Annotated in this window: 19 protein-coding genes and 1 pseudogene; 9 read left to right on the plus strand and 11 right to left on the minus strand. The window is 65.7% G+C overall.

The window, feature by feature from the left end; genetic code table 11:
• Nucleotides 1–181: 181 nt before the first annotated feature.
• Nucleotides 182–1,846: pseudogene (locus tag ACOQPH_RS05960) on the minus strand (glutamine--tRNA ligase/YqeY domain fusion protein); the annotation flags it as partial.
• Nucleotides 1,847–1,852: 6 nt separating this feature from the next.
• A complete protein-coding gene (locus tag ACOQPH_RS05965) occupies nt 1,853–2,752 on the minus strand; it encodes an SCO6745 family protein (protein WP_420623807.1) in 900 nt (299 codons plus the stop codon).
• Nucleotides 2,753–2,894: 142 nt separating this feature from the next.
• Here ACOQPH_RS05965 and ACOQPH_RS05970 point away from each other — a divergent pair, with 142 nt between their 5' ends.
• The gene (locus ACOQPH_RS05970; protein ID WP_420623808.1) at nt 2,895–3,365 is read left to right on the plus strand and encodes an SRPBCC family protein; all 471 of its coding nucleotides are present in this window, start codon (nt 2,895–2,897) and stop codon (nt 3,363–3,365) included.
• A gap of 129 nt (nt 3,366–3,494) precedes the next feature.
• Here ACOQPH_RS05970 and ACOQPH_RS05975 read toward each other — a convergent pair whose 3' ends face one another.
• Nucleotides 3,495–4,808: a GmrSD restriction endonuclease domain-containing protein gene (locus tag ACOQPH_RS05975; protein ID WP_420623809.1), complete on the minus strand. Its 1,314-nt coding sequence runs from the start codon at nt 4,806–4,808 to the stop codon at nt 3,495–3,497.
• A 350-nt stretch (nt 4,809–5,158) separates the two neighbouring features.
• Here ACOQPH_RS05975 and ACOQPH_RS05980 point away from each other — a divergent pair, with 350 nt between their 5' ends.
• The 3 genes from ACOQPH_RS05980 to ACOQPH_RS05990 all read left to right on the plus strand — a co-directional run bounded on the left by ACOQPH_RS05980 (nt 5,159) and on the right by ACOQPH_RS05990 (nt 7,062).
• Complete coding sequence (locus tag ACOQPH_RS05980) at nt 5,159–5,908, plus strand: hypothetical protein (RefSeq protein ID WP_420623810.1); 750 nt, start codon at nt 5,159–5,161, stop codon at nt 5,906–5,908.
• 60 nt (nt 5,909–5,968) lie between these two features.
• On the plus strand, nt 5,969–6,376 hold the full coding sequence (locus ACOQPH_RS05985) for an HNH endonuclease signature motif containing protein (protein ID WP_420623811.1): 408 nt from the start codon (nt 5,969–5,971) through the stop codon (nt 6,374–6,376).
• A gap of 260 nt (nt 6,377–6,636) precedes the next feature.
• On the plus strand, nt 6,637–7,062 hold the full coding sequence (locus tag ACOQPH_RS05990) for a DUF1761 domain-containing protein (RefSeq protein WP_420623812.1): 426 nt from the start codon (nt 6,637–6,639) through the stop codon (nt 7,060–7,062).
• 81 nt (nt 7,063–7,143) lie between these two features.
• Here ACOQPH_RS05990 and ACOQPH_RS05995 read toward each other — a convergent pair whose 3' ends face one another.
• The 4 genes from ACOQPH_RS05995 to ACOQPH_RS06010 all read right to left on the minus strand — a co-directional run bounded on the left by ACOQPH_RS05995 (nt 7,144) and on the right by ACOQPH_RS06010 (nt 10,876).
• A complete protein-coding gene (locus ACOQPH_RS05995) occupies nt 7,144–7,566 on the minus strand; it encodes a type II toxin-antitoxin system VapC family toxin (protein WP_420623813.1) in 423 nt (140 codons plus the stop codon).
• Nucleotides 7,567–7,577: 11 nt separating this feature from the next.
• Nucleotides 7,578–7,823, minus strand: a complete 246-nt coding sequence (locus tag ACOQPH_RS06000) for a FitA-like ribbon-helix-helix domain-containing protein (RefSeq protein ID WP_419553210.1) — start codon at nt 7,821–7,823, stop codon at nt 7,578–7,580.
• Between the two features lie 488 nt (nt 7,824–8,311).
• A complete protein-coding gene (locus tag ACOQPH_RS06005; protein ID WP_420623814.1) occupies nt 8,312–9,934 on the minus strand; it encodes a phosphotransferase family protein in 1,623 nt (540 codons plus the stop codon).
• A 45-nt stretch (nt 9,935–9,979) separates the two neighbouring features.
• On the minus strand, nt 9,980–10,876 hold the full coding sequence (locus ACOQPH_RS06010; protein WP_420623815.1) for a phytanoyl-CoA dioxygenase family protein: 897 nt from the start codon (nt 10,874–10,876) through the stop codon (nt 9,980–9,982).
• A 197-nt stretch (nt 10,877–11,073) separates the two neighbouring features.
• On the opposite strand from ACOQPH_RS06010, the gene ACOQPH_RS06015 reads away from it, so the two are divergent.
• A complete protein-coding gene (locus ACOQPH_RS06015; protein WP_420623816.1) occupies nt 11,074–12,375 on the plus strand; it encodes a dihydroorotase in 1,302 nt (433 codons plus the stop codon).
• Nucleotides 12,376–12,592: 217 nt separating this feature from the next.
• Here ACOQPH_RS06015 and ACOQPH_RS06020 read toward each other — a convergent pair whose 3' ends face one another.
• Nucleotides 12,593–13,783: a CaiB/BaiF CoA transferase family protein gene (locus tag ACOQPH_RS06020; protein WP_420623817.1), complete on the minus strand. Its 1,191-nt coding sequence runs from the start codon at nt 13,781–13,783 to the stop codon at nt 12,593–12,595.
• Nucleotides 13,784–13,925: 142 nt separating this feature from the next.
• Between ACOQPH_RS06020 and ACOQPH_RS06025 the strand changes: the two genes are divergently transcribed.
• The gene (locus ACOQPH_RS06025; RefSeq protein ID WP_420623818.1) at nt 13,926–14,252 is read left to right on the plus strand and encodes a hypothetical protein; all 327 of its coding nucleotides are present in this window, start codon (nt 13,926–13,928) and stop codon (nt 14,250–14,252) included.
• A 123-nt stretch (nt 14,253–14,375) separates the two neighbouring features.
• Nucleotides 14,376–15,623 (plus strand): NAD(P)-dependent oxidoreductase, encoded by a 1,248-nt coding sequence (locus tag ACOQPH_RS06030; protein ID WP_420623819.1) that lies wholly within the window; start codon nt 14,376–14,378, stop codon nt 15,621–15,623.
• A 62-nt stretch (nt 15,624–15,685) separates the two neighbouring features.
• Here the strand turns inward: ACOQPH_RS06030 and ACOQPH_RS06035 are convergent, their stop codons facing one another.
• Nucleotides 15,686–16,798 (minus strand): Fic family protein, encoded by a 1,113-nt coding sequence (locus ACOQPH_RS06035; protein WP_420623820.1) that lies wholly within the window; start codon nt 16,796–16,798, stop codon nt 15,686–15,688.
• Nucleotides 16,799–17,499: 701 nt separating this feature from the next.
• Between ACOQPH_RS06035 and ACOQPH_RS06040 the strand changes: the two genes are divergently transcribed.
• Together ACOQPH_RS06040 and ACOQPH_RS06045 are read left to right on the plus strand one after the other, a co-directional pair.
• A complete protein-coding gene (locus ACOQPH_RS06040) occupies nt 17,500–20,208 on the plus strand; it encodes a choice-of-anchor R domain-containing protein (protein WP_420623821.1) in 2,709 nt (902 codons plus the stop codon).
• 73 nt (nt 20,209–20,281) lie between these two features.
• Nucleotides 20,282–22,066: a choice-of-anchor R domain-containing protein gene (locus tag ACOQPH_RS06045; protein ID WP_420623822.1), complete on the plus strand. Its 1,785-nt coding sequence runs from the start codon at nt 20,282–20,284 to the stop codon at nt 22,064–22,066.
• 121 nt (nt 22,067–22,187) lie between these two features.
• Here ACOQPH_RS06045 and ACOQPH_RS06050 read toward each other — a convergent pair whose 3' ends face one another.
• Both ACOQPH_RS06050 and ACOQPH_RS06055 read right to left on the minus strand, forming a co-directional pair.
• The gene (locus ACOQPH_RS06050) at nt 22,188–23,018 is read right to left on the minus strand and encodes a methylenetetrahydrofolate reductase (protein WP_420623823.1); all 831 of its coding nucleotides are present in this window, start codon (nt 23,016–23,018) and stop codon (nt 22,188–22,190) included.
• The gene (locus tag ACOQPH_RS06055; protein ID WP_420623824.1) at nt 23,019–24,728 is read right to left on the minus strand and encodes a formate--tetrahydrofolate ligase; all 1,710 of its coding nucleotides are present in this window, start codon (nt 24,726–24,728) and stop codon (nt 23,019–23,021) included. It abuts the gene before it with no gap.
• Nucleotides 24,729–24,845: the final 117 nt, after the last annotated feature.

Raw genomic sequence — 24,845 nt, forward strand, 5'->3', positions numbered from 1 at the left:
GGGCCTGGCGCTTCTGGATGTTCGCCCACTCGTCTCGCAGCCCGACGGTGCGGTGGAACAGCGAGGCCCCCGGGCTGTCCGACACGGGGCTGTCCGACACGGGGCCGTCCGACACAGGTCCGTCCGACACAGGTCCGTCCGACACAGGGCCGTCCGACACAGGGCCGTCCGACACAGGGCCGTCCGCGCAGAAATAGCCGAGTCGCTCGAACTGCACCACGGTGCCAGCAGCAATATCCGCGATTGCCGGCTCTGCGACGCCGACAAGAACTTCGCGGGAGTCCGGATGCAGGTCGTCGAGGGGATCACCGGTGCGGTCGCCTGGCAGTTCGGCGTCGAAGAGCCGCTCATACAGAACGGCAGTGATGGGCACTGCGTGCTCTGCGCTGACCCAGTGAATGGTGGCCTTGACCCTTCGGCCGTCCGGCGCCTGGCCGCCTGAGGTCTGCGGATCATAGGTGCAGTGCACCTCGGTGACATTGCCCTCGTCGTCGGTCACCGCGTCGGTGCAACGCACGAAGTAGCCCGCTCGCAGCCGGACCTCCCGACCAGGCGTGAGCCGGAAGTACTTCGGCGGCGCGTCGAGGCGAAAGTCGTCCTGCTCGATCCACAGGGTCCCGTTGAAGGGCACCTGCCGGGTGCCGGCGGAGGGGTCCTCAGGGTTGTTGACGGCTTCCCGATACTCGGTGACGGGCACGCCGTCGTCATCGGTAGGCCAGTTGGTGATGACGAGCTTCAGCGGCCGCAGTACGGCCATACGGCGAGGCGCCACGGCATTCAGCTCCGTCCGCACGAACGATTCCAGCAGTTCGGGAGCATGGCGGCTGTTGGTACGCGCAACCCCGATAGAGGCGCAGAACTCCCGGATGGCTGCAGGGGGATACCCGCGCCGCCGCAGGGCTCGCAGCGTCGGCAGCCTGGGATCGCCCCAGCCGTCCACATGGCCGCCCTCCACCAGCCGGCGCAGGACCCGCTTGGAGGTGATCGTCCGGTTCAGCTCCAGCCGGGCGAACTCGGTCTGGTAGGGCCGCTCACCGCTATGGCCGAGCTCATCGAGTGGCAGGTGCTCCAAATACCAGTCATAGAGCGCCCGGTTGTCTCGAAACTCCAGCGTGCACAGCGAATGAGTGACGCCTTCGATGGCATCGCTTTGGCCGTGTGCCCAGTCGTAGGTGGCGTAGATGCACCATCGGTCGCCGCTGCGGTAGTGGTGTTCGTGACGGATCCGGTACATCACCGGGTCACGCATCTGCATGTTCTCGTGCTGCATGTCGACGCGGGCGCGCAGCACCCGGCTGCCCTCGGAATGCCGGCCAGCAGCCATCTCGCGAAACAGGCGCAAGTTCTCGGTGACCGGCCGGTCGCGGTGCGGGCTCTCCGTGCCTGCGCGGCCGAAGCCTCCGCGCCCAGCCGAAATGGCGTCTGCGTCCTGATCATCGACGTAGGCAAGACCTCGCTCGATCAACAGCTCGGCCCACGCGTACAACTGCTCGAAGTAGTCCGAGGCGTAACGGATCTCGTGCGGCTCGAATCCGAGCCATCTCACGTCGTCAACGATGGCGTCGACATATTCGGGGCTCTCGGTGGCGGGGTTCGTGTCATCGAAGCGGAGGACACAGTGCCCGCCGAATTCGGAAGCGACGGTGAAGTCGAGACAGATGGCCTTGGCGTGTCCGATGTGGAGGTACCCGTTCGGCTCCGGCGGAAAGCGGGTCTGCACTCGGCCCGCGAACCGCGCCGAAGCGAGGTCCGCTACGACAAGATCGCGAATGAAGTCGCGCCCGCTGCCGTCGTCTGGCTCAGGACTGATCTCGGCAGAGCGGGAGGGCCCAGTTCGCTCAGGCACAGGTCCTCAGGCAGCGACAGTGACGTGCGGCGGCGGCCAGACGCCTGCGACGATGCCGGTCTCGACCAGGTAGCCCATGATGCGCTCGAGACGGCCCAAGAGAGCCTCAAGATCGCCCGCCGGCAGGGCGTCGGCTGCGGCGCAAGACAGCCGGTCCGTGTCGTGCTCGACGGCTCGGCGTGCGGCGTTGCCGTCGGGTGTCTGCTCGCCGTCGGCGGTGATCCAGCCCCGGTCGACGAGCCGCTGGCACGCGGCATCCCACTCGTCAGCGTTCCAGCCACGGATCTTCTGGATGGTGGCACCGTTGCCGTGGCCGCCCGTGGTCATCATCACGTGGCACTCGACGGGATCCAGATCGCCGGCGGCGAGCGCGATGTTGTGGCCGTCGAAGCGGAACTCGCGCAGCAGCGTGCAGCCGTGCCACAGGTCCATGACGTCCCCGCCGCCGGTGCTGTCGCTCGGCCACGGTTCCGATGCCCACCCTGCATAGAGCGGTCGTGCCCCGATGGGCAGATCGCCTGCGAAGCTACGCAGCGCGGACGCAGCCGCAGCGATATCGCCCGGATCCGGGTACTCGCCCAAGGCCCGTTGCATCGAGGCGGTCGTGAACTCCAGCTGCCGGGCACGGACGGCGTCTGGCTCCATGATGTCCCAGCAGCCCGGCACCGCTCGCCCCACCATGCGAGGAGCGAAGTTGTAGAACACCGCGGTCACGGTCGCTGCGCTGGCCCTGCCCATCGGCGCCGAGCGATACGCGAAGTACGCATGCCACCAGCCCTTGAAACCGTCGTCGTTGAATCCGTAGATCTCCGGTGAGTAGTAGGCCACCGTGTGGATCGGCTCGACCGTGCGGCCCAGGCGCCGGATCGGGCTTCGACGGTGTTCAGTACGGGGAATCTCGCCCATCGACGCTCCTGTTGTCTGTGCGTTCGTGCACGAACAGCTTCGGTTGGGCCGTTCGCGGTCGCCGCAATGGTATGGCGCAGCGGCCTCGTGCGCGGTGCTCTGCACTGCTCGCAGGCAGGCGCACGGAACTACGGTTTCGACGATGACCGTTCACGGAATGCAGCACGAAGCCACCGTCGAGATCGCCGCCACGCCAGAAGCCGTCTTCGCCATGGTTTCCGACGTGGGGCGCATGGGGGACTGGAGCCCCGAGAACGCCGGAGCCGACTGGACCAGCGGCACGCCAGGAGCCGAGGATTCCACGTTCGAAGGGCACAACCGCATCGGCGAACGGGAGTGGAGCGTGCCGTGCACCGTCACCGTGGCGCAGCCCGGCGAGTGCTTCGAATGGGTGACCCGGCCAGAGGATCCCGAAGGCCCCTATGTGCGCTGGACCTACCGCATGGCGTCCAACGATGCGGGCGGCACGACGTTGACCGAAGCCTGGGACGTCCTGTCGCTGCCGCCCACCTTGCAGCCGCTCAGCGCCGAGCAGCTGGCGGCGCGTGCCGATGTAGTCCGTGCCGGTATGGCCACGACCCTCGCTGCCATCAAGGCCGCCGCCGAGGGGTAGCGCTCGGGCTGCCGAGGACTGGCGGCCACAGTGGGGTAGCGCTCGGGCTGCCGAGGACTGGCAGCCGCAGTGGGGGAGCGCTCGGGCTGCCTAGGACTGGCAGCCGCAGTGGGGGAGCGCTCGGGCTGCCTAGGACTGGCAGCCGACGCCATTGCCGTCCCGGTCGAGACGGTACGGGTCCTCGCCGATGACCTTGACCATCACCGGCTTCTGGGCGGCCGTCAAGTCGCCGCAGTTGACCGCATCGCCGGGAAGGTTCGGCAGGCACGGTTCGTAGGCGGGGTGGCAGTCGTTACCGGCACTGGCGTTCTCGGCGGCGTCCGTAGATTCGCCGTCCCCTGGTTCGCCCTCGCCCGCTTCGGCTTCGTCTGCTTCGGCTTCGTCTGTTGTGGAGTCTTCGGGGTCCCCCGTCAGTGATGTCGTCGCTGCCGGTTGTGGGGCACTGAAGTCGAATTCGCCTCCGGTGCACGAGTCGAGTGCGTCATCGAGAACTCGTTGCTCGACGGAGTCAACAGCGAGATCCCAACGAGCCTTCACTGCGACCCAATCTGCTGCGTACTGGCATCGGTAGGCGTCCTCGGGAGGCCACCACTGCGCAGGATCCCGAGCGCTCTTGCTGCGGTTGGACGACGCCGTGATGGCAATGAGCGAGCGGGGATCGCCGAGATCGTTGGCGAATCGGGTCCAGGTGTCGGCGGTCCATCGGTACCCGCCGGATTCCCACGCCTCGGCAAGGGGCACCATGTGGTCGATGTCGAGGTTCGATGCCGAGCTCACGCTGACGTTGTCGTACAGCGACCGCCAAGTGCTATCGGGGCGCCGCTCCGCTGCGAGGACTCGGTCTCGGGTGGAGCGTCCGTTGCTGTAGAGCCAGCCGCCAAACACGGCATCGCGGTCGTAGCCCCGACGTTGCTCAGCTTCGACTCGCAACCGCTCGAACAGGCCGATGACGCTCCTGCGCCGCTCGAGGTCAGCGGCTTCGGCTTCAGGATCCCGAATGCTCGCATCAGGAAACGTGACCGGTGGCAGCACTTGTGTGCCGTCGTCGCTGGTAGCTGCACCTTCCTCGCCCGAGTCGGCACCTCCCTCGCCTGAGGCCGCGCCATCCCCGGCCGTGGCCGCGCCTTCGTCACCCGTGGCCGCGCCGCCCTCGCCGGCGGCAGTGTCTGAAGGGGCAGTGTCTGAACGGTCTGGTGTAGCAGCGGAGGCAGTGTCTGAAGGGGCAGTGTCTGAACGGTCTGGTGTAGCAGCGGAGGCAGTGTCTGAAGGGGCAGTGTCTGAAGGGGCAGTGTCTGAAGGGGTTGTCCCGCCTGTGGCTTCCGAGCGCGAGGTGGCGTCCGCAGCAGGCTGCTGCGTGGCGATCGCTGAGTCTGATCTGGTCGAGCCGGTCCGGGCAGCCTCGGCGTCGGGTTGGCTTCGGGACGTGTCGGGGCCGGGGCGCACGCGGTCAGCGCGAGAACGGCGCCCGCGAGGCAGGTTCCGATGAGAGATCGCTGGACCTCAGCGGGGACACGGTTCGATGTGTGCACCCGCATCGTCGCGCAAGCTAGGCCGCTCCTGAGTGCTCGGGTGGGATACGAACTCCGAGATCGCTGAATTGCCCGGAGTGGGGCCGACTAGCGATTCCGTGACCTGCGGCTTTGCGTTCTCGGGCCGACGATCCGGGCAATTGCTCAGCGGGCGCCCGAGAAACAGTGTTGCGCCAAACCCGCCGTGTCTCCTCTGGCATGTGTTGACGAAATTCGAGCGCGCGAATGTTTGCATTTGAGAACGTATGTATGTATACTTGCCTTATGTTGCTGGAGGCCCCGCCAGTTCGCCCCGATGGCGATGCTGCTGTGCTGGTTGCCGCGACTGCCGGTGGGGTCCAGTCCCACAGCGGCAGTGTCGATGACGGTCCCGTCGACGCAGTCGACTTCGGGGCGCTGGGGCACGGCGAGTTGGTCGATGAGTTGGTGGATCTGGTGGCGGAGCGTGCCCGGTTGGAGGGCCGCTATGTGGCTCTGCTCGGCGAGCTGGTGTCCCGAGATGGGACTCAGTCGGCTGCGTGGCAGCTGCGTGAGTACACGCGGATGAACTCAGCCCAGGCTCGCAGTGAGGTACGGCTGGCCGAAGCTCTTGTCGAGCACGACTTCGCCGACACACTCGACGCGCTGTCCGCGGGTGAGATCCAGCTGTCTCATGCCAAGGTGATTGCTCGGGAGTCGCCGAAGAAGCACCGTCGCGACGAAGACGAGTTCCTCGAGCTGTGCCGCGCGTATCCCTCCGATGTGGTTGCCCGTCACACGCTGGCCTATGAGAGCTTGCAGGTGTTTGCCGACCTCGAAGCCGAGGCCGCAGCCAACGATCGCACCCCGGTCGATGCCGAGCTGGCGCTGCAGCGCGAGGAGCGTCGCTGCTCGATGCTCCTCGGTGATGACGGGATGTGGCATCTCCGAGCGGATCTGGACTTCATCGCCGGCCGCGAAATCAGCCAGCAGATTGCTGCGGCTGAGCGGGCGGTGCGCCAACGAGATGACGGCGGTGAGTTCGCCTATCCATAGCGAAATGCCGATGCATTGTGCGAACTGATCCTGGGCCGCCAGAAGCCACAGGCGAGCTTGGTGATCGTCGCCGACTACAACACGGTGTCGGGCGGTCTCGACAATCCTCGGCTCGACGATGGCACTCCGCTGTCGGCGAGACAGCTTGCTGAGCTTGCCGCTGATGCCAAGGTGCTGCCGGCGATGTTCAAGGCTGACTGGTCCGAGCTTGCCTTGGGGCGTGCTCGAAGCGCCAGCGAGGCGCAGCGCATCGTGCTGGCGATTCGGGACGGCGGCTGCATTGCTTGCGCCACGCATACCGAGCACTGCCACGCCCACCACATCGATCACTACGAGGATGACGGGCTCACCGAGATCTCCAACTTGGCGATGTTGTGCGTGCCCTGCCATCTCGACCATCACCAACGCCACTGGCCCATAGACACACCACCCGACGGCACACCGCGACGCGCACCTCCCTGCGGATAGGCACGCATCGCTGCGGCGGGCCTGCGTTGCTCAACGACAGCCAGCTTGTGACGTGCCCCCGCCGAATGGGCACGCATTGCGGGAGCAATCACGCCTGTTGCCGTGGACCGCGACCCGTGTCCGAAGTGCCTTCCGTGGCCGAAATGCGGAGCTCGGATCTGGAGGGGCGCATATGCACTGACCGGCGGGCATGCAGATCTGGAGACATATGCTCCGAACGAGAGCTGAGCGCGGGCTGTCGCGACTCGGGGAGAGTGCACATGGAAGCGATGGACCTGGGAAGCCTGAATTGGTGGGCGATCATCGTTGCGATCGTCTTCAATCAGGTGCTGGGTGCCGCCTGGTACAGCTCGTTCGCCAAGCCGTGGATGGCTGAAGTCGGCTTGACCGATGAGGACATGGAAGCGATGAAGGGCACCCCGCGCCGGTGGTACCCGTACGTCGTCGCAATCGTGCTGGCCCTGGTGTTCACGCTCGGCCTGGCACTGCTGGCGCAGGGCCTCGACGTCGACACTTTCGGCGAAGGGTTGGGCCTCGGCCTTCTGGCGGCGGTCGGCTTCGTGCTTACCTCGAACGGCATCAACTACACGTTCGAAGGCCGCAGCTTGCGGCTCTTCGCGATCAACGCTGGCTACCCGCTGATCTCGTACTGCGTGATCGGCGTCCTGCTCGCGCTCTGGCGGTAGGACACCTACAGACGCTCGATGCCGATGACGGCTACCGCTCGTGCGCGTTCCCCGAATAGCTCAACGACGCCAGAATGACTCTCATGCATCGGTCCAGGGGTTGACGACGTCGATTCCGCAGCCTTCGAAGTCGCTCACATTCCTGGTTGCAACCGATGTGCCCAACGAGCGGGCTATGGCGGCAATCTGGCAGTCGGCCTGGCTGATTGGGTGGCCGCTGGCGCGACGCGCGGCGGCTATCGCTGCGTACGCCTGAGCTGCGTTGCTGTCGAAGGACAAGACCCGGTCGGCGAACAACACCTCGAAGGCCCGTGCGGCCGCGACGGACAGCCCACGCCGACGTTCTCCTTCGGGCAGCATCGCAATGCCCGTGCGGACCTCTGCTTCCGTCACAGCCGTTACGTAGAGATCATCGGTGAGCTGACGGTCGATCCATGCCAGAACCTCAGGTCGGGGATGCTCGCGCATGAGCTCGGAGACGACATTGGTGTCGAGAATCAACAACGTCGCGGCCCTCAGTCGAACTGCGGGGGTTCGCGCATGGGCTCCCTAGGTGGGATCTCCAGGTTCTCGACGCCGAAAGGTCTGAAGAGCCGATGGATGGCTGTACCCAGGTTCGTTGACGGTGCTGCATCTTCGTTTAACGCTGCCTTGAGGATGTCGCGAGCTTCTTGCTCCATGGAGCGACCATGCTCTGCTGCGCGTATGCGCAGTCGTCGCTTCAGCCCATCGTCAAGATTGCGCACTGTGATACTGGCCATGAACCCGTCTCCGTATCTCTTGTATACAGAGTATGCATTGACAGCATTGCAATCAACACGCCCATAGCGCTGTGACAGTTCTGGGATTGGTGTCGTCAGCGAGCGCGCTCGGGCGATGACTGACAACCCCAACGAGTTGCGTTCATTGGCGACTCGCATAAACGACTAATTGGATATCCATCTACCATCTAATGGATAAGCAATTGGCCTTTTTTGCATGGAGTACTTGCGACGGCATGCAGATGCACGGTTGGCACATCTGCTGTCCATCCATCCCGCTTGTGTGATCGAGGGCATCAGAGGCGTCGGAAAGACCAGCACGGGCGCGCGTGTCGCCGCCTCATTCTGATTGGATCGTCAAGGGCTGCGGTCACCGCCGATATCGAAGCCGCATTCGCAGCCGCCGATCACTTCGAGACTGCTGCGGTGCTCGCGGGCGACCGCCGCCGGCTGGGCGTGCTGCTGGCTCGGCGCTACTCGTCGAACAGCTACTCGCTGGCCTGCGCAGCGAGGTGGCGGAATGCCGAATACTTCGGCTGATCGATTGCGACCTGATGGGCCACTGAGGTCCGCAGGTACTCGGCGAGCCCGTCAGCGTCGAGCGCCATGGAGCCGTCCCGCAGCCGATGCACTAGCCGCCAGCGCAGCTCGGTGACTTGCTCGGCAACCTCAGCATCAGGCCCAGCCGAAGCCGCAGCATCATTACCAGCCCCAGCCGAAGCCCGAACTACGCCACCGACCTCCTCAGCAGGGGAGCCCATCAACGAGACCAACCGCTCCAGCTCATAGCGATGCAGCTGCGGGCCGATCAGCCGCTCGCGCAGCGCAATGTCAATCGAGTTCCCCGCCACCAGCGCCAAGAAACTCGTCCGCCCCTCGGTTGCCTGCCGCACCTCGGTGTGCAGGAAATTCCGAACGCTCTCGAGGATCTCGTCGACACGAGGCATGTCCCCAGCCGCAGCGTTCGCCTCTGCGCTGGTCGCACTGCCCCCGAGTGCCGACACCTTCGCCGCCCGGCGACCAAAATCGGACTCAAGCAGACCCAGCGAATGCACCGCAGGCACGAACTCGACCTGCCCTGGAATGATCAGATGCGCACAGTCCAGCTGGCACTCAGAACTCCGGCGCCCGATGGCCGGACGCTCCACGGTCGCATCAGAGCCCTGTCGGTACCGATCGGCCATGCCCAGGCACCCCACGGCCCACCAGAACGACCCGAACACCTCCCAGTACTGCACCCGCTTGGGATCCACCGGCGCCCCGGCCACATCGGCGTAACCCGCGAACAAGTCCTCATAGCGCCCGAAGCCGCCAACCGGCAGATGCCGCTGCCCGAACCGCCACGAATTGGTGCACATCCAGCCCAGATCCCGCATCGGGTCGCCGATGTGGGCTGTCTCCCAGTCCAGCACGGCGACAAGCCCGGCGTCGGCGTCCACCATCACGTTGCCGTTGCGGAAGTCGTTGTGCACCAGCGTCAGCTCGACCGGATCCTGCCCTTCGAGCTGTTCGGACAACCAGCGGGCGGCATAGTCGATCATCGGCTGCGGCGTCGGCAGCTCCCGATACCGGTCCCAGGTCTCCGCCAGGTACTCACTCGGCTGTGCACGCAGCAGCACATCACCCAGGCCGGTCGCGCCCACATCGATCCCATGGATACGGGCCATCTCCTGCCCGCACTGAAACGCCAGCTTCGAGCGCGCCTCCTCCAGCTCAGGCGACCGAGCGATGCGGGCGCCGAGCGTTACGCCGTTCAGCCACTCCATCAAGAACCCCGCACCGATCCCGTCGGCAGGCGTCAGCACATACAGCACCTCGGGTTCAGGCACGCCCGCCAGACGAGCTGTGCTCATGCACAGAGCTTCAGCTTCGACGCCGGTGACGTTGTCGCCCTCGCGATCCATGCCGTCAGGCCCCCGACGCAGGCAGATCTCAAGAACACCATCAGGGTCCGAAGCACGGCGACACCGAAGCCGATACGACTCCATGCTCGCCCCTCCGCTGAGCCGTTCGGCCGAGACCAGCCCCTCGCAGTCGTCGATCTCGCGCCGCAGAACAGCGTCCAGAGCCGCAGCGAATTCGGGCAGCGCGTGCTGGCGGTCGTCGCTCATGGCTGCGAAACCCCTCGACAAGAGCGCATCGGGTCCTGCAGCGACTCAGTCGTCCTTCTGCTGGGAGCCGAAGATCGTCGGCGGGCCTTTGAGTGACCAGTCCGGCGCCCCGTGCATCTGCCGGCCGTCGATGGTGAGCATCTGGGAAGACTCCCCGCCGCAGAGGCGGCCGCCGCTCGAGCCCAGCACGCCGTTCGCACCGACGTGGGAGATGGGGTAGGAGTCAATGGCCGAGTACGTCTGCAGCAGCAGCGGCCTAGGCCGGGGCGAATCGTTCGGCATCGAGCCATGCACCATGCAGCAGTTGTGCACGGTCACCGAGCCCGCCGGACCTCCCAGGTACACCATGGCGTCAAGGTCGAGCCCGGCAGCGTCGGCGTCGTTCATCGCACCGGCCCAGTTGCCATCGGGCGCATACAGGTCGTACAGCGGCCCGAGATGGCTGCCTGGCAGCACGCCCATCGGCGACATCTCGGGAACGACGTCTTCGAGGTACACCCCGATTGTCAGCGGCGTGAAGTCGGTGTGAGGCCAGAACTGGATGTCCTGGTGCCACTTGACCTCCTCACCGCCTTCGGACCACTTGAAGTTGAGCTTCGAGTGGTGGTACCGGACGGGGCCGCCGAGCAACGCCGAAGCCAGCTGCGCCGGCGGACCCTCGAAGGTGAACCGGGCGTATGTCGGGTGCTGATCCACAGGTGAATTCAGGCGTCGCAGCCTCGGCACGTCAGCCGTGTGCGTGGGCTCCAGATCGAAGACCCTGCCCGAAGAGGCTTCCGCCCGGCTGGCCTCGACGAACTCCGCCGTGACGGCCCGCAGCTCATCGAGCCACTCAGCTCCGACAAACCCAGGCAAGCACAGGTAGCCGTTCGCCTGGTAGTCGGCGCGCTGGGCGCCCGAGATGAGTTCGCTTGCTGTCGGGGGAGCTTCTGCGAGCGTCATGGGAGAAACCGTACCGGGTACGGCCGCCGAGATTCTGTGTGCAGAATTGCCGCCACAGGCGACAGACTTGCGCAGAGAAGATGCTGTCTGAGTTCTTTGTGCAGAATTGCCGCCACAGACGGCAAAATTGCGCAGAGAAGGCGCGGCGCCTCGCCGCCTCCCACCGTGGTTGTTCCCCTCAGCCATAGGGTGAGGCGATGGCTGCCGATCTGGTGATCTCCGGTGGAAGGCTGGCCGATTCCGCCCATGGCGGTGAACGAATCGACGTGATCGTCGAGGACGGACGCATCTCGGCGGTGGTGCCGGCAGGAGAAGCGTCTCAGGCCCGACGGACATTGGACGCGTCGGATGCCTGGCTGATGCCTGGCTTCGTCGACATCCAGGTGCATTTCCGCACGCCGGGAGGGACCGACAGCGAGGACATCGCCTCGGGAGCAGCGGGGGCTGCCATGGGGGGCGTGACCGCCTGCGTGATGATGCCGAATACCACGCCGACGATCGACACGCCCGACATGGTCCGAGATGTGCTGGCGCTCGCCGCGGGAGCACCCTGCGATATCCGCACATCAGCGGCCATCACCACCGGGCGAACGGGGGAGCGGCTCACTGACTTCGCAGCGCTCTACGGCATGGGCGTGCGGGTCTTCACAGACGACGGCGACTGCGTGGCTGACGACACCCTCATGGAAGCAGCCCTCGCCGCCACCGTCGGCCTGCCGGGCTCGGTCGTCAGCCAGCATGCCGAGGACCCCGACATGGTTGCCGGGGGAGTCATCAACGAAGGTCTTGTGTCCCGGCGGCTCGGCGTGCGGGGCCGACCGGCAGCTGCGGAGGTGTCGGTGGTGCTTCGCGACATCGAATTGGCCCGGCGCACCGGCGGCCGCTACCACGTCCTGCACATCTCCACCGCGGACGCCATGGAGCTGGTCGAACAGGCCAAGCGCACCGGCGTCGCTGTCTCCGCCGAAGTGACCCCACAGCATCTTGTGCTCACCGAAGACGATGTCGAGCGGCTGGGCACGACCGGCAAGATGAATCCTCCACTGCGACTGCGCAGCGACGTAGCGGCACTGTGCCGCGGCATCTGCGACGGCACGCTGGATGCGATCGCAACCGATCACGCACCCCATCACGCTTCGCTGAAGGACACGTCGCTGCGCGATGCCGCCCCGGGCATGACCGGTGTCGAGACGATGGCGTCGGTGATCTGGTCAGAGCTGGTAGCGACTGGGGTAATGTCGCCCGCCCGTTTCGTCGAGGTGGTCTCGGCTGCGCCGGCACGCATCGCCGGCATCGCCGAGCACGGTCATCGCGTCGAAGCCGGGATGCCCGCCAACCTCGCAGTGTTCGACCCTGCCCAGCGCTGGACGGTCCGCGCCGACGAGCTGCAATCCCGCAGCCGCAACACGCCATGGGCGGGTCGCGAACTCACCGGCAAGGTGCGTCACACTGTGCTGGCCGGCCGCCCCGTGGTATCGGGCGGTGAGCTCTGCGGCTGAGCGGCCCGCGGATAGGTGATGTCTCGGAAAGGTGCTGTCGCGCATTCTTTGCGCAGTTTTGCCGTCTGTGGCGGCATTTCTGCACAAAGTCCAGGCCGTCGGGGCTGCCGGGCATCGCCGCCTTTCGGCTGAGGCACCGCGCGGAGGGCCCGTCCTCGACGACGCGGCCGCGGCTCAGCTGTGGCTCACACCGCTGCCAGGCACCTGGCTCACGCCACTACCAGGCACCCGACTCACGCCACTGCTCGAGTTCCTCCCACTCAGCGCCGGCCTCGAGCAGCACCTCCTCGGTGTGCTGTCCGAGCTCGGCCACCTGGTTGCTGAACCGCGTGGGCGTGTCGCTCATGGTGATGGGGCAGCCCACCCAGGTCTGCTCGCCCCACTCGTCATGGTCGGCCTTGCTCAAGTAGCCGTTGGCATACGGCTGGTCACTGGCCACCACTTCGGAGTGCGAGCGGACCGGGCAGAACCTCTGCTCCTCGGCTTCGAGCCGCTTCGACCATTCCTCGGTGGTGCGTGTCTGGAACACCTCGATGAAGAACGCCCGCATCTCCGCGGCCACTTCCCGGCTCACGAAATAGGCGTTGAACGTGGGATGGTCCACCATGTCGAGACGCTCGATGGCCCTGCACATGCCTGGCCACAGGTGCTCTGGGCAGCCCGCCATGGCGATGTAGCCGTCGGCAGTGGGGAAGATGCCGTACAGCGCATGGACCAGGGGATGCCCGCCGTTCGAGCGCCCTGCCTCGTTGCCAGTGAGCAGCAGATGGGTGTACTCGACCGCTTGCAGCCAGATCTGCCCGCCCAGCAGGCTGACGTCGACTCGCTGGCCCCGGCCCGTGCGCTCCCGGGCGTACAGCGCCGCAATAACCCCGGTCTGGAGGTTCTGCGAGCCGCAATGATCGGCCACGAGCGAGCCATAGGTCGACAGCGGCCCGCCGTCATACCCGCTGGAGGCAATCACGCCGCCTGAGGCCTGCCCCGCAATGTCGGCGCCCTCGCGCTGGGCGTCAGGCCCCACAGGGCCCAAGAAGCTGCCTGCCGCCCAGATGATCCTGGGGTTCACTTCGGCCAGTTCGTCGTAGCTCAGGCCCCACTCGTCGAGCGTGCCCGGCTTGAAGTTCGACAGCACCACGTCGGAGGTCTCCACCAGTCGCAGGAATGCCGCACGCCCCGCCTCGACGCGCAGATCCAGCGACACCGATCGCTTGCCCCTGTTGCAGGCAATGAACACTGACGTGTGGCCGAAATCCTCGAGCATGTCCACGTGGCGGCCCACGTCGCCGATGCCCGGCAGCTCGATCTTGATCACCTCGGCGCCGAGGTCGTGCAGCATCTCGGCGGCTTGGGGACCCTGCACCAGCGTGGACAGGTCCAGAACGCGAATTCCGTCAAGTGCACCGGCCATGCTTCCCCCTGAGTCCGTGGATTGCCGATGATGGTACTGGCGCTTCGCCAACGGCCTGCCAGCGTCCCGGCGGCACCCCGGCAGCCTGTGGCTGCTGCAACCTGGCTGGTGACGGGGGGACGGGCTGCGAGAATGGGCCACCGTGACCGGAACCGCTGCAACCGCAGCTTCAGAGCTCGATGAGGCCAGTGCCCGATCACTGCGGTTCTCGATTCTGATCTCCGCGATCCGCTGCACGCTCGCCTACGTGATCCTCCCGTTCGTCGCACCGTTCATCGGGCTGGCGCCGGGCGTCGGACCTGCCGTGGGCATTCCCATCTCGCTGGTCGCACTGTGGGCGAACGTCGCCAGCATCAGGCGGCAGTGGAACTCCGATCACCGTTGGAAATGGCCCGTCAGCGTGCTCAACGCCGGGATCATCGTGCTGCTGGTGATCCTGCTCATTCTCGACGTGGGCCAGCTGCTCTAGAGGCTGAGCGGCCCGTGAGCACAGCGGGCAAGAGGGGGAAACACAGGTGTCACCGCGCAGGGCCGCGCGTTTGGCACACTGGCTAGACATGCGGGTACATGTCCCGGCCGCTGCGGCGGCGCTATGACCGCAAGCCCCGTCCCAGCGGTGACGCCGATGCACATTCTCTTTGCCGACAAGATCGATACCGGCCGTCTCGGCCGGCTCGAGGCTTCGGGCCACCACTGCATCGTCAAGCCCGAGCTGACCGCCGAGGAACTTGCCGATCACATCGAGGGCGTCGAAGTCCTGGTCGTGCGCAGCACCGAGGTGAAGCGGAAGGTGTTCAAGGCTGCCGATCGGCTCGCCATGGTGCTGCGCGCCGGCGCCGGAACCGACACGATCGACTGCGACGGGGCCAGCAAGTTCGGCGTGTACGTCTGCAATGTGCCAGGGCGCAACGCCGTGGCGGTTGCCGAGCTGACGATGGGCTTGCTGCTGGCCATCGACCGCCAGATCCCCGACGCCACCTCGGACCTGCACGAGGGTCGCTGGAACAAGGCCCAGTACATGGGCGCCTCTGGCCTGAAGGGTCGTCGAATGGCCGTCGTGGGCATGGGCGCCATCGGCATCGAGGTAGCCCGCCGTGCCGTCGCGTTCGGCATCGATGTGTCGGCGCTGTATCGCTCGGATCGCTCGAACGCTCTGCTCGCCGAGATGAAGCGACACGAGATTGAGGTCGTTCCCGACTGGGACAGCCTGCTGGCCGGGGCCGACATCGTCTCGCTGCACCTGCCTGCCAACCCCGAGACGTGCGGCCTCGTGGATGCAGAGTTTCTGGCGAAGATGCCCGACGGTGCGATCCTGCTCAACACATCCCGCGGCGAGATCGTCGACGAGGGGGCGTTGCTGCGGGCACTCGATGAGCGGGGCATGCGGGCAGGGCTCGACGTCTTCCAGGGGGAGCCCTCTGGAGCCGAGCCGAACTGGCGCTCGCCGCTGGCGTCGCACCCAAGTGTGACCGGCACGCATCACATCGGGGCCTCCACTATGCAAGCCTCAGAGGACATTGCCGACGGTGTCGTGGAAGTCCTCGAGGCGTTCTCGACCGGCGAAGTGCTGAACTGCGTGAATCGTGCGGAGCGGCCCCTGGGTCGTAGCACCATCGTGGTGCGACATCGTGATCAGGTCGGTGTGCTCGCAGGCATTCTGATGGCGTTGAGGGCGAGCGGGATCAACGTCTTGCAAATGCGCAACGAGATCTTGGCCGGGCCGAAGCACCATGCAGCCGTTGCCACCATCCGCGTGTCGCGCCAGCCGCCACGCAAAGTGCTCGACGAGCTGCGCGAAATGGAAGCCATCTACGGGCTACGCCTCATCAAATCCTGCTGAACCCGATTCGCCATCGAAACCGTGTCCCGCGTCGGTGACGTGGTGTGGGATCGGCGGGCTGATCAGTAGGAGTGATCGCCTGGGTGACCGGAGCGCCGCACGCATGTCTTTCCGTTGCGTACGCCGACATGGTCGCATCTTGGCTGCGCCACCATGCCTGTTGTGTGCTCTGCTGCCTTCGCTGCGGACAGTTCGTGTAGTTGCTCGGCGATGTCGTGCGCTCCTGCGAGATTGAGTCCCCAAGACTCCTCAAGAAGCTCGCTGCGGTTGTCGACGACGGACAGCACTTCGGGTATCTCAAATATCCGCGCACCGCTTTCGATGTCGCGGCTCTCGGCGATGAGCCCGATGTCGACGAGATGACTCAGACCACGAGCGACGGATCTCCTCGGCCGGTCAGTCTTCTCTGACAGGAAAAGCAGAGTCGCAACCGGAGCTTCCCCCATTGCGTCGATGATTTCCCGAGCCGCCGATCGGTTCCGCAGTCGTGCAACCGCGCAGCGATGCTCCCAGTCATTGATGAATCGTGCTGCTGCTTCGGCGTAGTCGCATGCCACGATCACCGCATCTGCGATGTACTGCGTGGAGGCGTGCATCGCCGCCGCTCGCCCCTCGTCATCTGGGTCTCCGATGAACGTCGAATAGGGGCGCAGGCTGCGGTAGTACTCGTCGCGGCGCGCATCGATCGCAGCGGAGAGCGGAACGGCTAGCGGCAAGCGCCCCTCGCGTCGCAGCACCAGGTGCATGAGCGCTCGCCCGATGCGACCGTTGCCGTCCGTGAACGGATGAATTGTCTCGAACTGGGTGTGGGTGATGGCCGCCTTGGCCACCGGGGACACCCATACCGCGGAGTCAGATATGTATGCCGCCAGATCCGTCACCAGCGGCGGCACTTCTGTATGCGGAGGCGGCACGAAGTGCGCTCGCTCCGGTGTTCTTTGCCCAGAGCCGATCCAGACCTGTTCGTCTCGCAGCCTGCCGGCGTCGAACTGCTGGTCCGTGTCAGTGAACAAGTCCCGGTGCAGCCTCTCGATGTCTGAGACATCCACTTGGGTATTGGTGCGGTCCCCGAGATCGAGCGCGTGGCTGTTCATGAGCACACTGCCGTGCGCCTGCCTGTCCCGAGCATCGGTCTCATGGCGGCGCCTGCCTCCCAGCGACTCCAGCAAAGTCAACGACCGTAAAGTGGTAACGATGCCCTCGACGCTGCTCGAGGAGATTCCTTCCGCGCGACCCAGACACCATCTCAGCGACGATGTGGGCGAGACCGCATGGTGCACTTCGGTAAGGCGGCGTTCCGAGTTTCTCACCCGCTCTCTCGTCTCAGGAGAAGGAACGGGTGCCCACCCCTCAAGCGGATGAGGAACGTAAGCTGCATATGGCACTGAGGTGGTCGTGGTTCCCCGCCAGTAGTGGTAGTCCAGGTGCAGCAACCGACCCACGCTCCGCACCCTAGCCAATCAGCACAAAATATGGTCGCTACTGGCCGCAAATGACCACATTTGCCGTACGTCGGTCACTCGCGGTTCTCCCGAGCAGCGTGATCCGCCGGCTCACGTGCGCATTCAGCGCACACACAACCCGTTGACTCTCTGATCTGGCGCCCGAGACGCTGTAGCTGTCCTCGACAACGAGGCGGATGGCGGCATGCAGGGGTCGCTGTTTTGGATCCTGGCGGACCGGCTCATGGGTGCCCACCACGGGCGCTATGCGTTAGCCTCAGACCTTCATGAATAGTCATCACGCAATGCTGGGCGCCTCGACCCAGACAGCGCAGGGGTCTTCCATCCAGTTCTTGGCCCCCGAATCGATCGCCGCGCTCGGTACCCCCCCCCCCCCCCACTTATGGTGGGAGTCGGCAGGCCGAGGGTAAGCCGTGACCGGCTCGCGGCGCCTGGCGCCGCTGTCCATCCTGCTCATCGGGACGGCGGTCCTCGTCGCCCTGATCGTCCCGGGAGCAACGGCCCAGGCCCAGGCCCAAAACGAGCGCACGCCACCCTCCAACCTTGTGGCCCGCTTGGTGCGAGGCGGGGTGGAGCTCACGTGGGACCGGCCCACCGACAATGACGAATCCGTGGACGGCTACGAGATCCTGCGCCGCCGGCCCAACCAGGGCGAACAGACGCTCACGACACTGGTGCCCGACACCGCCACGACCGATACCACGTACTTCGACACCACCGCCACCGAGCCCGGAGTGCGCTACAACTACCAGGTACAGGCGATCAGGGCTGGGGTGAAGAGTCGCTCGTCCAACACCGCCACAGTGCTGGTACTGCTGTCCGCACCAACCACGCGGCTGGTGAGCAATGTTGGCCAGTCGTCGGCGTTCGAGTCGGATGTCACCCAGCAGTACGCGATGGGGTTCCGGCTGGGCAGTCACGGCCAGGGCTACGAAATCTCCAGCGTCTCGATCGACTTGGCCGCGGCGCCGTCTGATCTGACCGTCTCGCTGTGGATCGGCGGCGTTGATGGGACGATCCTTGATGGCGCTTCGAGTGTGCAACGCGAGCTGTTCGAGTTCGACAGCCCGGCCTCCTTCGGGGTCGGCCTGAACAAGTTCACGGCTCCTGAAGGGGCTTTCGCGTACCCGAATGTCAACTACTTCATCGTGCTGTCGGGTTTTGGCTCCTCGCTGTCGATCATGGAGACGGCATCGGACGGTGAGGATCCCGGCGGCGAGCCGGAGGCCGTCCTCTTCGACAATGCGCTGGTGCGAGCGCTGGGTTCGACCGGACGCTGGAATGGTCCCGCGACGCGCGGCGGCGCGCTGCGCCTGGCCCTCGAGGGCTCGAGGCGGGACCGCGGCGTCCTGGCTGGGAACTTCACGGGATACACGGGTGACCAAGAAATAATCTCGGCAAACGACGACTGCTGCTTCGAGATGACTGTCGGATCAGCGGACCGCTACCTCATCCGCGGTGTTTCAGTGGCGGCGGACGATACAGCAACTACGGGCGGCTTCTTTGGCATCCCGTTCGACCTGCAAAACAACTCGGGCGACACGCTGTTCACCCTGCCCTATGCATCTGCCCAAGGAGACCTGGTGGATGCCCCGCTGAGCCTGGCTTCCCCGCCAGGCATGTCTGAATGGGCGGCTCCCCAAGGCGCAACCGTGGCCGGCAGCAGTACATACGTGTTCCACATGACCGTCGAGAGCATTGCTGGGGACACCCCGGCTCATACGCGGGGAGGCGTCACCCTGTCCCGCATAGTTTGCTCCGAAATAGCCAACAACACCGACACTCCGTCGGCACCGGGCGTGACCCTCTCAGCTCATGGGGATATCGCATGCCCCTCGCCGGTGATGGCCGTCGACGGGGAGCCGCTCGACGCGATGGTGTCGAACCTGAGACAGGCCAACGACAGCTACGCCACCGTCGACTCCACCAATGACGTGGTGTCGCAGGGCTTCACGACCGGACCCAGCACGTACGGGTACCGGCTGCAGGGCATCGGCGTCAACGTCGAAGGCTCCGACGACTCCAACAGCGACCCCCAGATACCCGACGGACCGTCGTCGGTGAAGGTGGCCGTGCACGCCGATTCGAACGGCAAGCCGGGCGACAAGCTGTTCGACCTCGTCAGCCCCGACGGCTACGCGGCAGGGAACCTCAGCTTCTTCGAGGCGCCCACGGGAACCAGGCTGGCCCCCGACACCTCTTACGTCATGGTCTGGACCCACCGCAGCGGCGAGGGGCACAGGCTGCAGCGGACCTCGAGCGACAACCAGGATCATCCCGAGACGCTCAACAGCTTCGGCATGGCCGACGCGTTCTACCGCGGCGCCGACCTGAGCAGCCTGACCGTGTCCACAACCGGCCACGCACTCGAGATCGCCGTATACGGCGAGGCGGTTGAGGGCAGCTTCGTGGGCAGCGCCCGCTTCGTGAGCAGCGGTTACCAGGTGACCCCCGACTGGCTGCACACACCGCACGACGCCCGTGTCGGGGACCAGTTCAGGGTGGTCTTCGTCACACACCACCCAACGGGCGCCACCTCCGGGGACATAGAGGAATACAACGAGCTTGTCCAGTTCGAAGCCTCTGGCCGCAGCAAGCGGGATGAAACATTGGGGCCATTCACCGATCGGGTGATACGCAGCGTCGCTTCGCAGTTCAAGGCGGTGGTCTGCACCGATGAGGTCGACGCGCGGACCAACACCGGGATGACGGACGCCCTTGGCGCGACGATCCGCTGGCTGGACGGCGGCTGGGAGGATCGCCCCACACTGATCGCCAACACCTACGACCAGTTCTACGGCGGCGAGTGGGCCAACAGCGACTACGGCGCCTACGTCACCGGGAACACCGCCTACTTCTACCCGAGCAACTTCTGGAGCGTTGACAGGAGCCACATGATCTGGACCGGGTGCGACGCCCAAGGCGCCTCGCATCCCGAAGCCCCGATGGGCACGAACTCGCCCATGGAGCTGGTCGCCGCCGGCACGCCGAACGATCCCAACGACAACTACGCCCCTCTCGGTGCCGTCGAGGTGAGTTCGGGGTACGTGGCGCGCCCTCGGGAAACGCTGCTGTCGCTCTACGCGATCTCGCCCGTCTTCACGATCGTCCCCACGAGGTGACCTGGGTCGTCGGCATTACCGCGCAACCGACCTTGCGAGGTCCTCGAGAAACCCTCCCCCAAAGGACGATTTGATGACATCGAAGATACGCATCAATCGGATCGGCTCGGCCTCCAGGGTTGCGGCTCTCCTTCAACCGTCGACCGGGGCCCTGATCCCACGGGGCATCGTGGTGGCCTTGCTGGCGATGGTGCTGGCGGGCATGGCCGTCTGGGCGACGCCGGCGTCGGCGGACGCGGAGGAGCCTGCAGAGCCGGTCTGGTCGGCCGACATGACGGTGGTGGAGTACACCACCGTCTCCATCGGGGCAGCCAGCGCCGACCTCTTCTCCAATGTCGGCGGAAGCGGGAACCTGCAGATCAAGTCGCTCTGGTCCCACACACCGAACCGCGATCTGCGCCTGGCATTCCAGGAGGACGTTCCCAACGCTGCGGACTACACCCTGCAGGTCGGCGACCTCTCCTTGGAGTTTCCCGCGGGGAACTCCGGCGCCAGCAGCTTCAAATGGCACGGCGTGGACGTCGACTGGGAAGAGGGGCAACTCATTCGCGTACGCATCGTGCTGACGTCGCGAATCGACACGGCCGAAATCGACGCTCCACAAGCCAACACCCCGGCCACGGGCGTCCCCACCATCAGCGGTACTGCCCAGGTGGGCGAGACGCTGGCGGCGGACACCTCGGGCATCGCTGACGAGGACGGGCTGGACAGCGTTTCCTACCACTACCAGTGGATACGCAACGACGCCAGCATCACGGACGCAACCGATTCCGCCTACACGCTCACCGACGACGACCAGGGCAACACCATCAAGTTGAAGGTGTCATTCATCGACGACAACGGCAACAGCGAGACGCTGACCAGCGCCGCGAGGGAGGAGGTAAGCAAGAGGCCGCAGTTCCTGGTCAGCAACCTGGACGTGGGGACCGAAGGCGCCGGCGGGATTCAGCGCACCCTCTACGCAGCTCGATCAGGGTTTGACCAGGCATTCGCGACGGGCTCGAAGACCAACGGGTACGCACTCGACGCCGTCGACATCCACATGTCGCACTTCTACGATGCGTCGAACGCGGCAGACCAGCTTCGGGTGACGATCAGCGAGGTCGCGAGCGAAGGCGAGCCGGGCGACGCGTACTGCACGCTGACCAATCCGTCGAGCTTCTCGACACCGGGAGTGATCGCCTTTGAGGCGCCGACGTGGGAAGGCGCCTGCCCGCCGCTCGCGGCGGAGACAACATACTTCGTCGTCATCGAGTGGCTCGAGCCGAGCGGAGCAGACCCATTCGCAGTCATCCCGCAGACCTATCCCACCGAGGACTCCGCTGCCACTGAAGAGGACCCGGGCGGTGCGCAGGGCTGGTCGATCGCCGACAAGTCCTACTACCTCTCGGTCAGCTCCGACGTTCGGACCTGGACTGAATACGACGAGACGGCCAGCTTCAAGATCAAGGTGAAAGGCACTGCTGCGGCCGGCGAGCCCGCCGAGGCGACATGGACGGCACTGATGTCAGTGGGCGCGAGCCGGCTGGGCGACGAGGCGTTCCTCGGATACAGCGTCTTCGGTCCGGTGGGGTCGCTCACATCGACCCAGTTCGCCACAAGCCATACCCTGCAAACGACCGTCGGGGTGCTCGCAGCTGTCGGCGAGGACCTGTGGCTCAGGCTCGGCGGTGAACCGGCGCAGACATTCACCCTCGCAACCGGAGACCGCCAGTTCAATTCCGCAGACGCGACCGTTCACCGAAACGGATACTCGACAATATTCCAGTGGTCCCGCGCCTCGCTGCAGTGGTTCGAAACAGAAATCGTGAGCGTGAGCATCACCTTGCACACCGACACCCACGACGAACCGCTCTAACCACACACCCCCGAAACCAGGCTCGGCCAACATGCCCGGTACCGCGTTGCGCTCGCCTCTCTCTGACCGAGTCTTGGTCATTGCTGGTTAGGCCCCCTACAAACCGGGCTGCGGATCCCCGTCACCCCCTCAAGGCTGCATCGCGCCAGGCGACGGTGTCGGCGATCGCGTTGAAGGTGAACACGTGCAGTCCGGCGATGTCGAGTGGCTCTGCGTGGGGCGCGATCTTGTCGACCAGCCCGCCCGGGTCATAGCCGCCGGGGCGCAGCAGGCGCGCAATCGCACCCGTGTTCTTGCGCAGATAACGCAGTGACGCACCCACTCCCAGGCGAGTTCCGATCCGCAGCAGGCGGGCCGGATCAACCGCTCCGGGAATGCCGAGGTGAACGGGAAGGGTGAACCCGCTGTCACGCTCGGCGGCCAGCCATTCCACGATGGCCTTCGGGTGAAAGCACATCTGGGTGGACGCATGGCCCTCGATGCCCGCCTCGGCCAGCAGCACCTGTTTGACATGCAGCGCTTCATGCAGCACAGCGTCAGTGATGAGCGCATGCCCTTCCGGGTAGGACGTGACGCCGATGTGGATGAGCGAATGGGTGACCTCGCGCAGCGCTTCCAGCAGCCCGACTGCGCTGTCGAATGGGCCGGCGGGGGAGGTGACATCGCCGCCGACCAGGAAGATCTCGCTGAGGCCCATCGATTCGATCCGGCCCAGCAGCTCTTCGAGGTGATCACGACTGGCGACCATGCGGGCAGCAATGTGGGGTACCGGGCGATGGCCCAGCGAACACAGCTCCGCGGTCAGGTCCAGCGTGTCTTCGAGCGTCTTCGAGGCCGAAGCGGTCACCGACACCGGCGACTGGGGCGGAAGATGCGGCAGCTGTTCAGCGAGGTTCCGCAGCGGGATGAGCTCCCACTGGGCTTCAGCCAGCAGCCTCCGGCGTGCCTCCATTCAGCTCAGGCCGACGATCTCGCCGTCGGCGTCGAGGTCGATGTGACGGGCGGCCGGGTCACGGCCGAGGCCGGGCATGGTGCGCATGTCGCCGCAGATCGGGTACACGAAGCCGGCGCCCACCGATGCACGCACCTCGCGCACCGGCAGTGTCCAGCCCGTCGGCGCACCCTTCAGCGATGCATCCGACGAGATCGACAGGTGGGTCTTCGCGATGCACACGGGCAGGTTGCCGAAGCCGTTTCGCTCGTAGCTGTCGAGTTCACGGTTCGCCCGGGCGGTGTAGCTCACATCGTCGGCGCCGTACACGTTGGTTGCCACGGCCTTGATCTTGTCCCGCAGCGAAATGTCGTCGGGATAGAGCACGGCGAAGTCCGTCGGTTCCTCTGCGGCTTCGGCCACTGCGGTGGCGAGCTCGGCTGCGCCTGTTCCGCCATTCGCGAAGTGCGTGCACCGGGCCGAGCGGGCGCCGTATTCGGAAGCGATCTCCGCGATGGCGTCTAGATCCACCCCGTGATCACCGGGGAACTCGTTGATGGCCACCACCGGTGACACCCCGTGCATCCGCACGTTCTCGAGCTGCTTGCGCAAGTTGTCGCCTCCGGCGTGGACTTCGTCGGGGTTGGGTTCGAGCAGGGCCGGGGGCAGGGGCCGCCCCGCGACGATGCGGTGTTTGCCCGAGTGCGCCTTGAGGCCCCGCACGGTTGCGACGATGACGGCCGCGTCGGGGGAGACGCCCGAATAGCGGCACTTGATGTTGAAGAAGCGCTCGGCGCCCATGTCGGCGCCGAATCCGGCTTCGGTCAGCAGGAAATCGGACGTGTGGATGCCGATGCGGTCGGCCACGATCGAGGAATTGCCGGTGGCGATGTTGCCGAAGGGCCCCGTGTGCACGAGCGCCGGGGAACCCTCCAAGGTCTGCATCAGGTTCGGCTTGATGGCCTCGCGCAGCAGCACCGCCATCGAGCCGGCTGCACCGATGTCCTCTGCGGTCACCGGTTCGCCCGAGCGGGTGTAGCCCAGCACGATGCGGCCGAGCCGGGCCCGCAAGTCCTCCATCGAGGTGCACAGCGCCAGGGTCGCCATCACTTCGGACGCAGCGGTGATGTCGAAACCGGACTCGCGGGGGATGCCGTCGAGGCGCCCGCCGAGCCCGATCGTGATGTTGCGCAACGCCCGGTCGTTGACGTCGAGCACCCGTCGCCAGGTGATGTTGTGGATGTCGAACCCGGCTTCGTTGCCGTGGTAGAGGTGCGCGTCCAGCATGGCGGCGCAGAGATTGTGAGCGGCGGTTACGGCGTGCATGTCGCCGGTGAGGTGCAGGTTGAACAGGTCCATCGGGACCACCTGGCTGTAGCCGCCGCCGGCTGCACCTCCCTTGATGCCGAAGGTGGGCCCCATCGACGGCTGTCGGATGGCAATCGTGGCGGTGCGGCCGATGTGGGCGAAGGCCTGCCCGAGACCCACGGTCGTCGTTGTCTTGCCCTCGCCAAGAGGCGTCGGCGTGATGGCAGTGACCACCACATAGCGCCCTCGAGGCCGGTCGGCCATTGCTTGCGCTGCCTCCAGCTTGATCTTGGCGACGCCCGTGCCGTACAGCTCGAGGTACTCCGACGGAATGCCCGCCTCGTCTGCAATCTCGGTGAGCGGTCGGATTGTCGCCGCTGAGGCGATCTCCAGGTCGCTCGGAAATTCACTGGCTGCTGTCATGGCGCGCGCCCCTTGTGCCGTGCTGACGGATGCGGCCCCTCAGCCGCTTCACGTTCCCTCAGTGTCGCTCATCAGCGCGTTCCTGAGTTACCCTTCCGCGCTAGTCTGTTCCACTGA

The organism is Candidatus Poriferisodalis sp. (assembly GCF_965221945.1).
Classification (GTDB): domain Bacteria; phylum Actinomycetota; class Acidimicrobiia; order Acidimicrobiales; family Poriferisodalaceae; genus Poriferisodalis.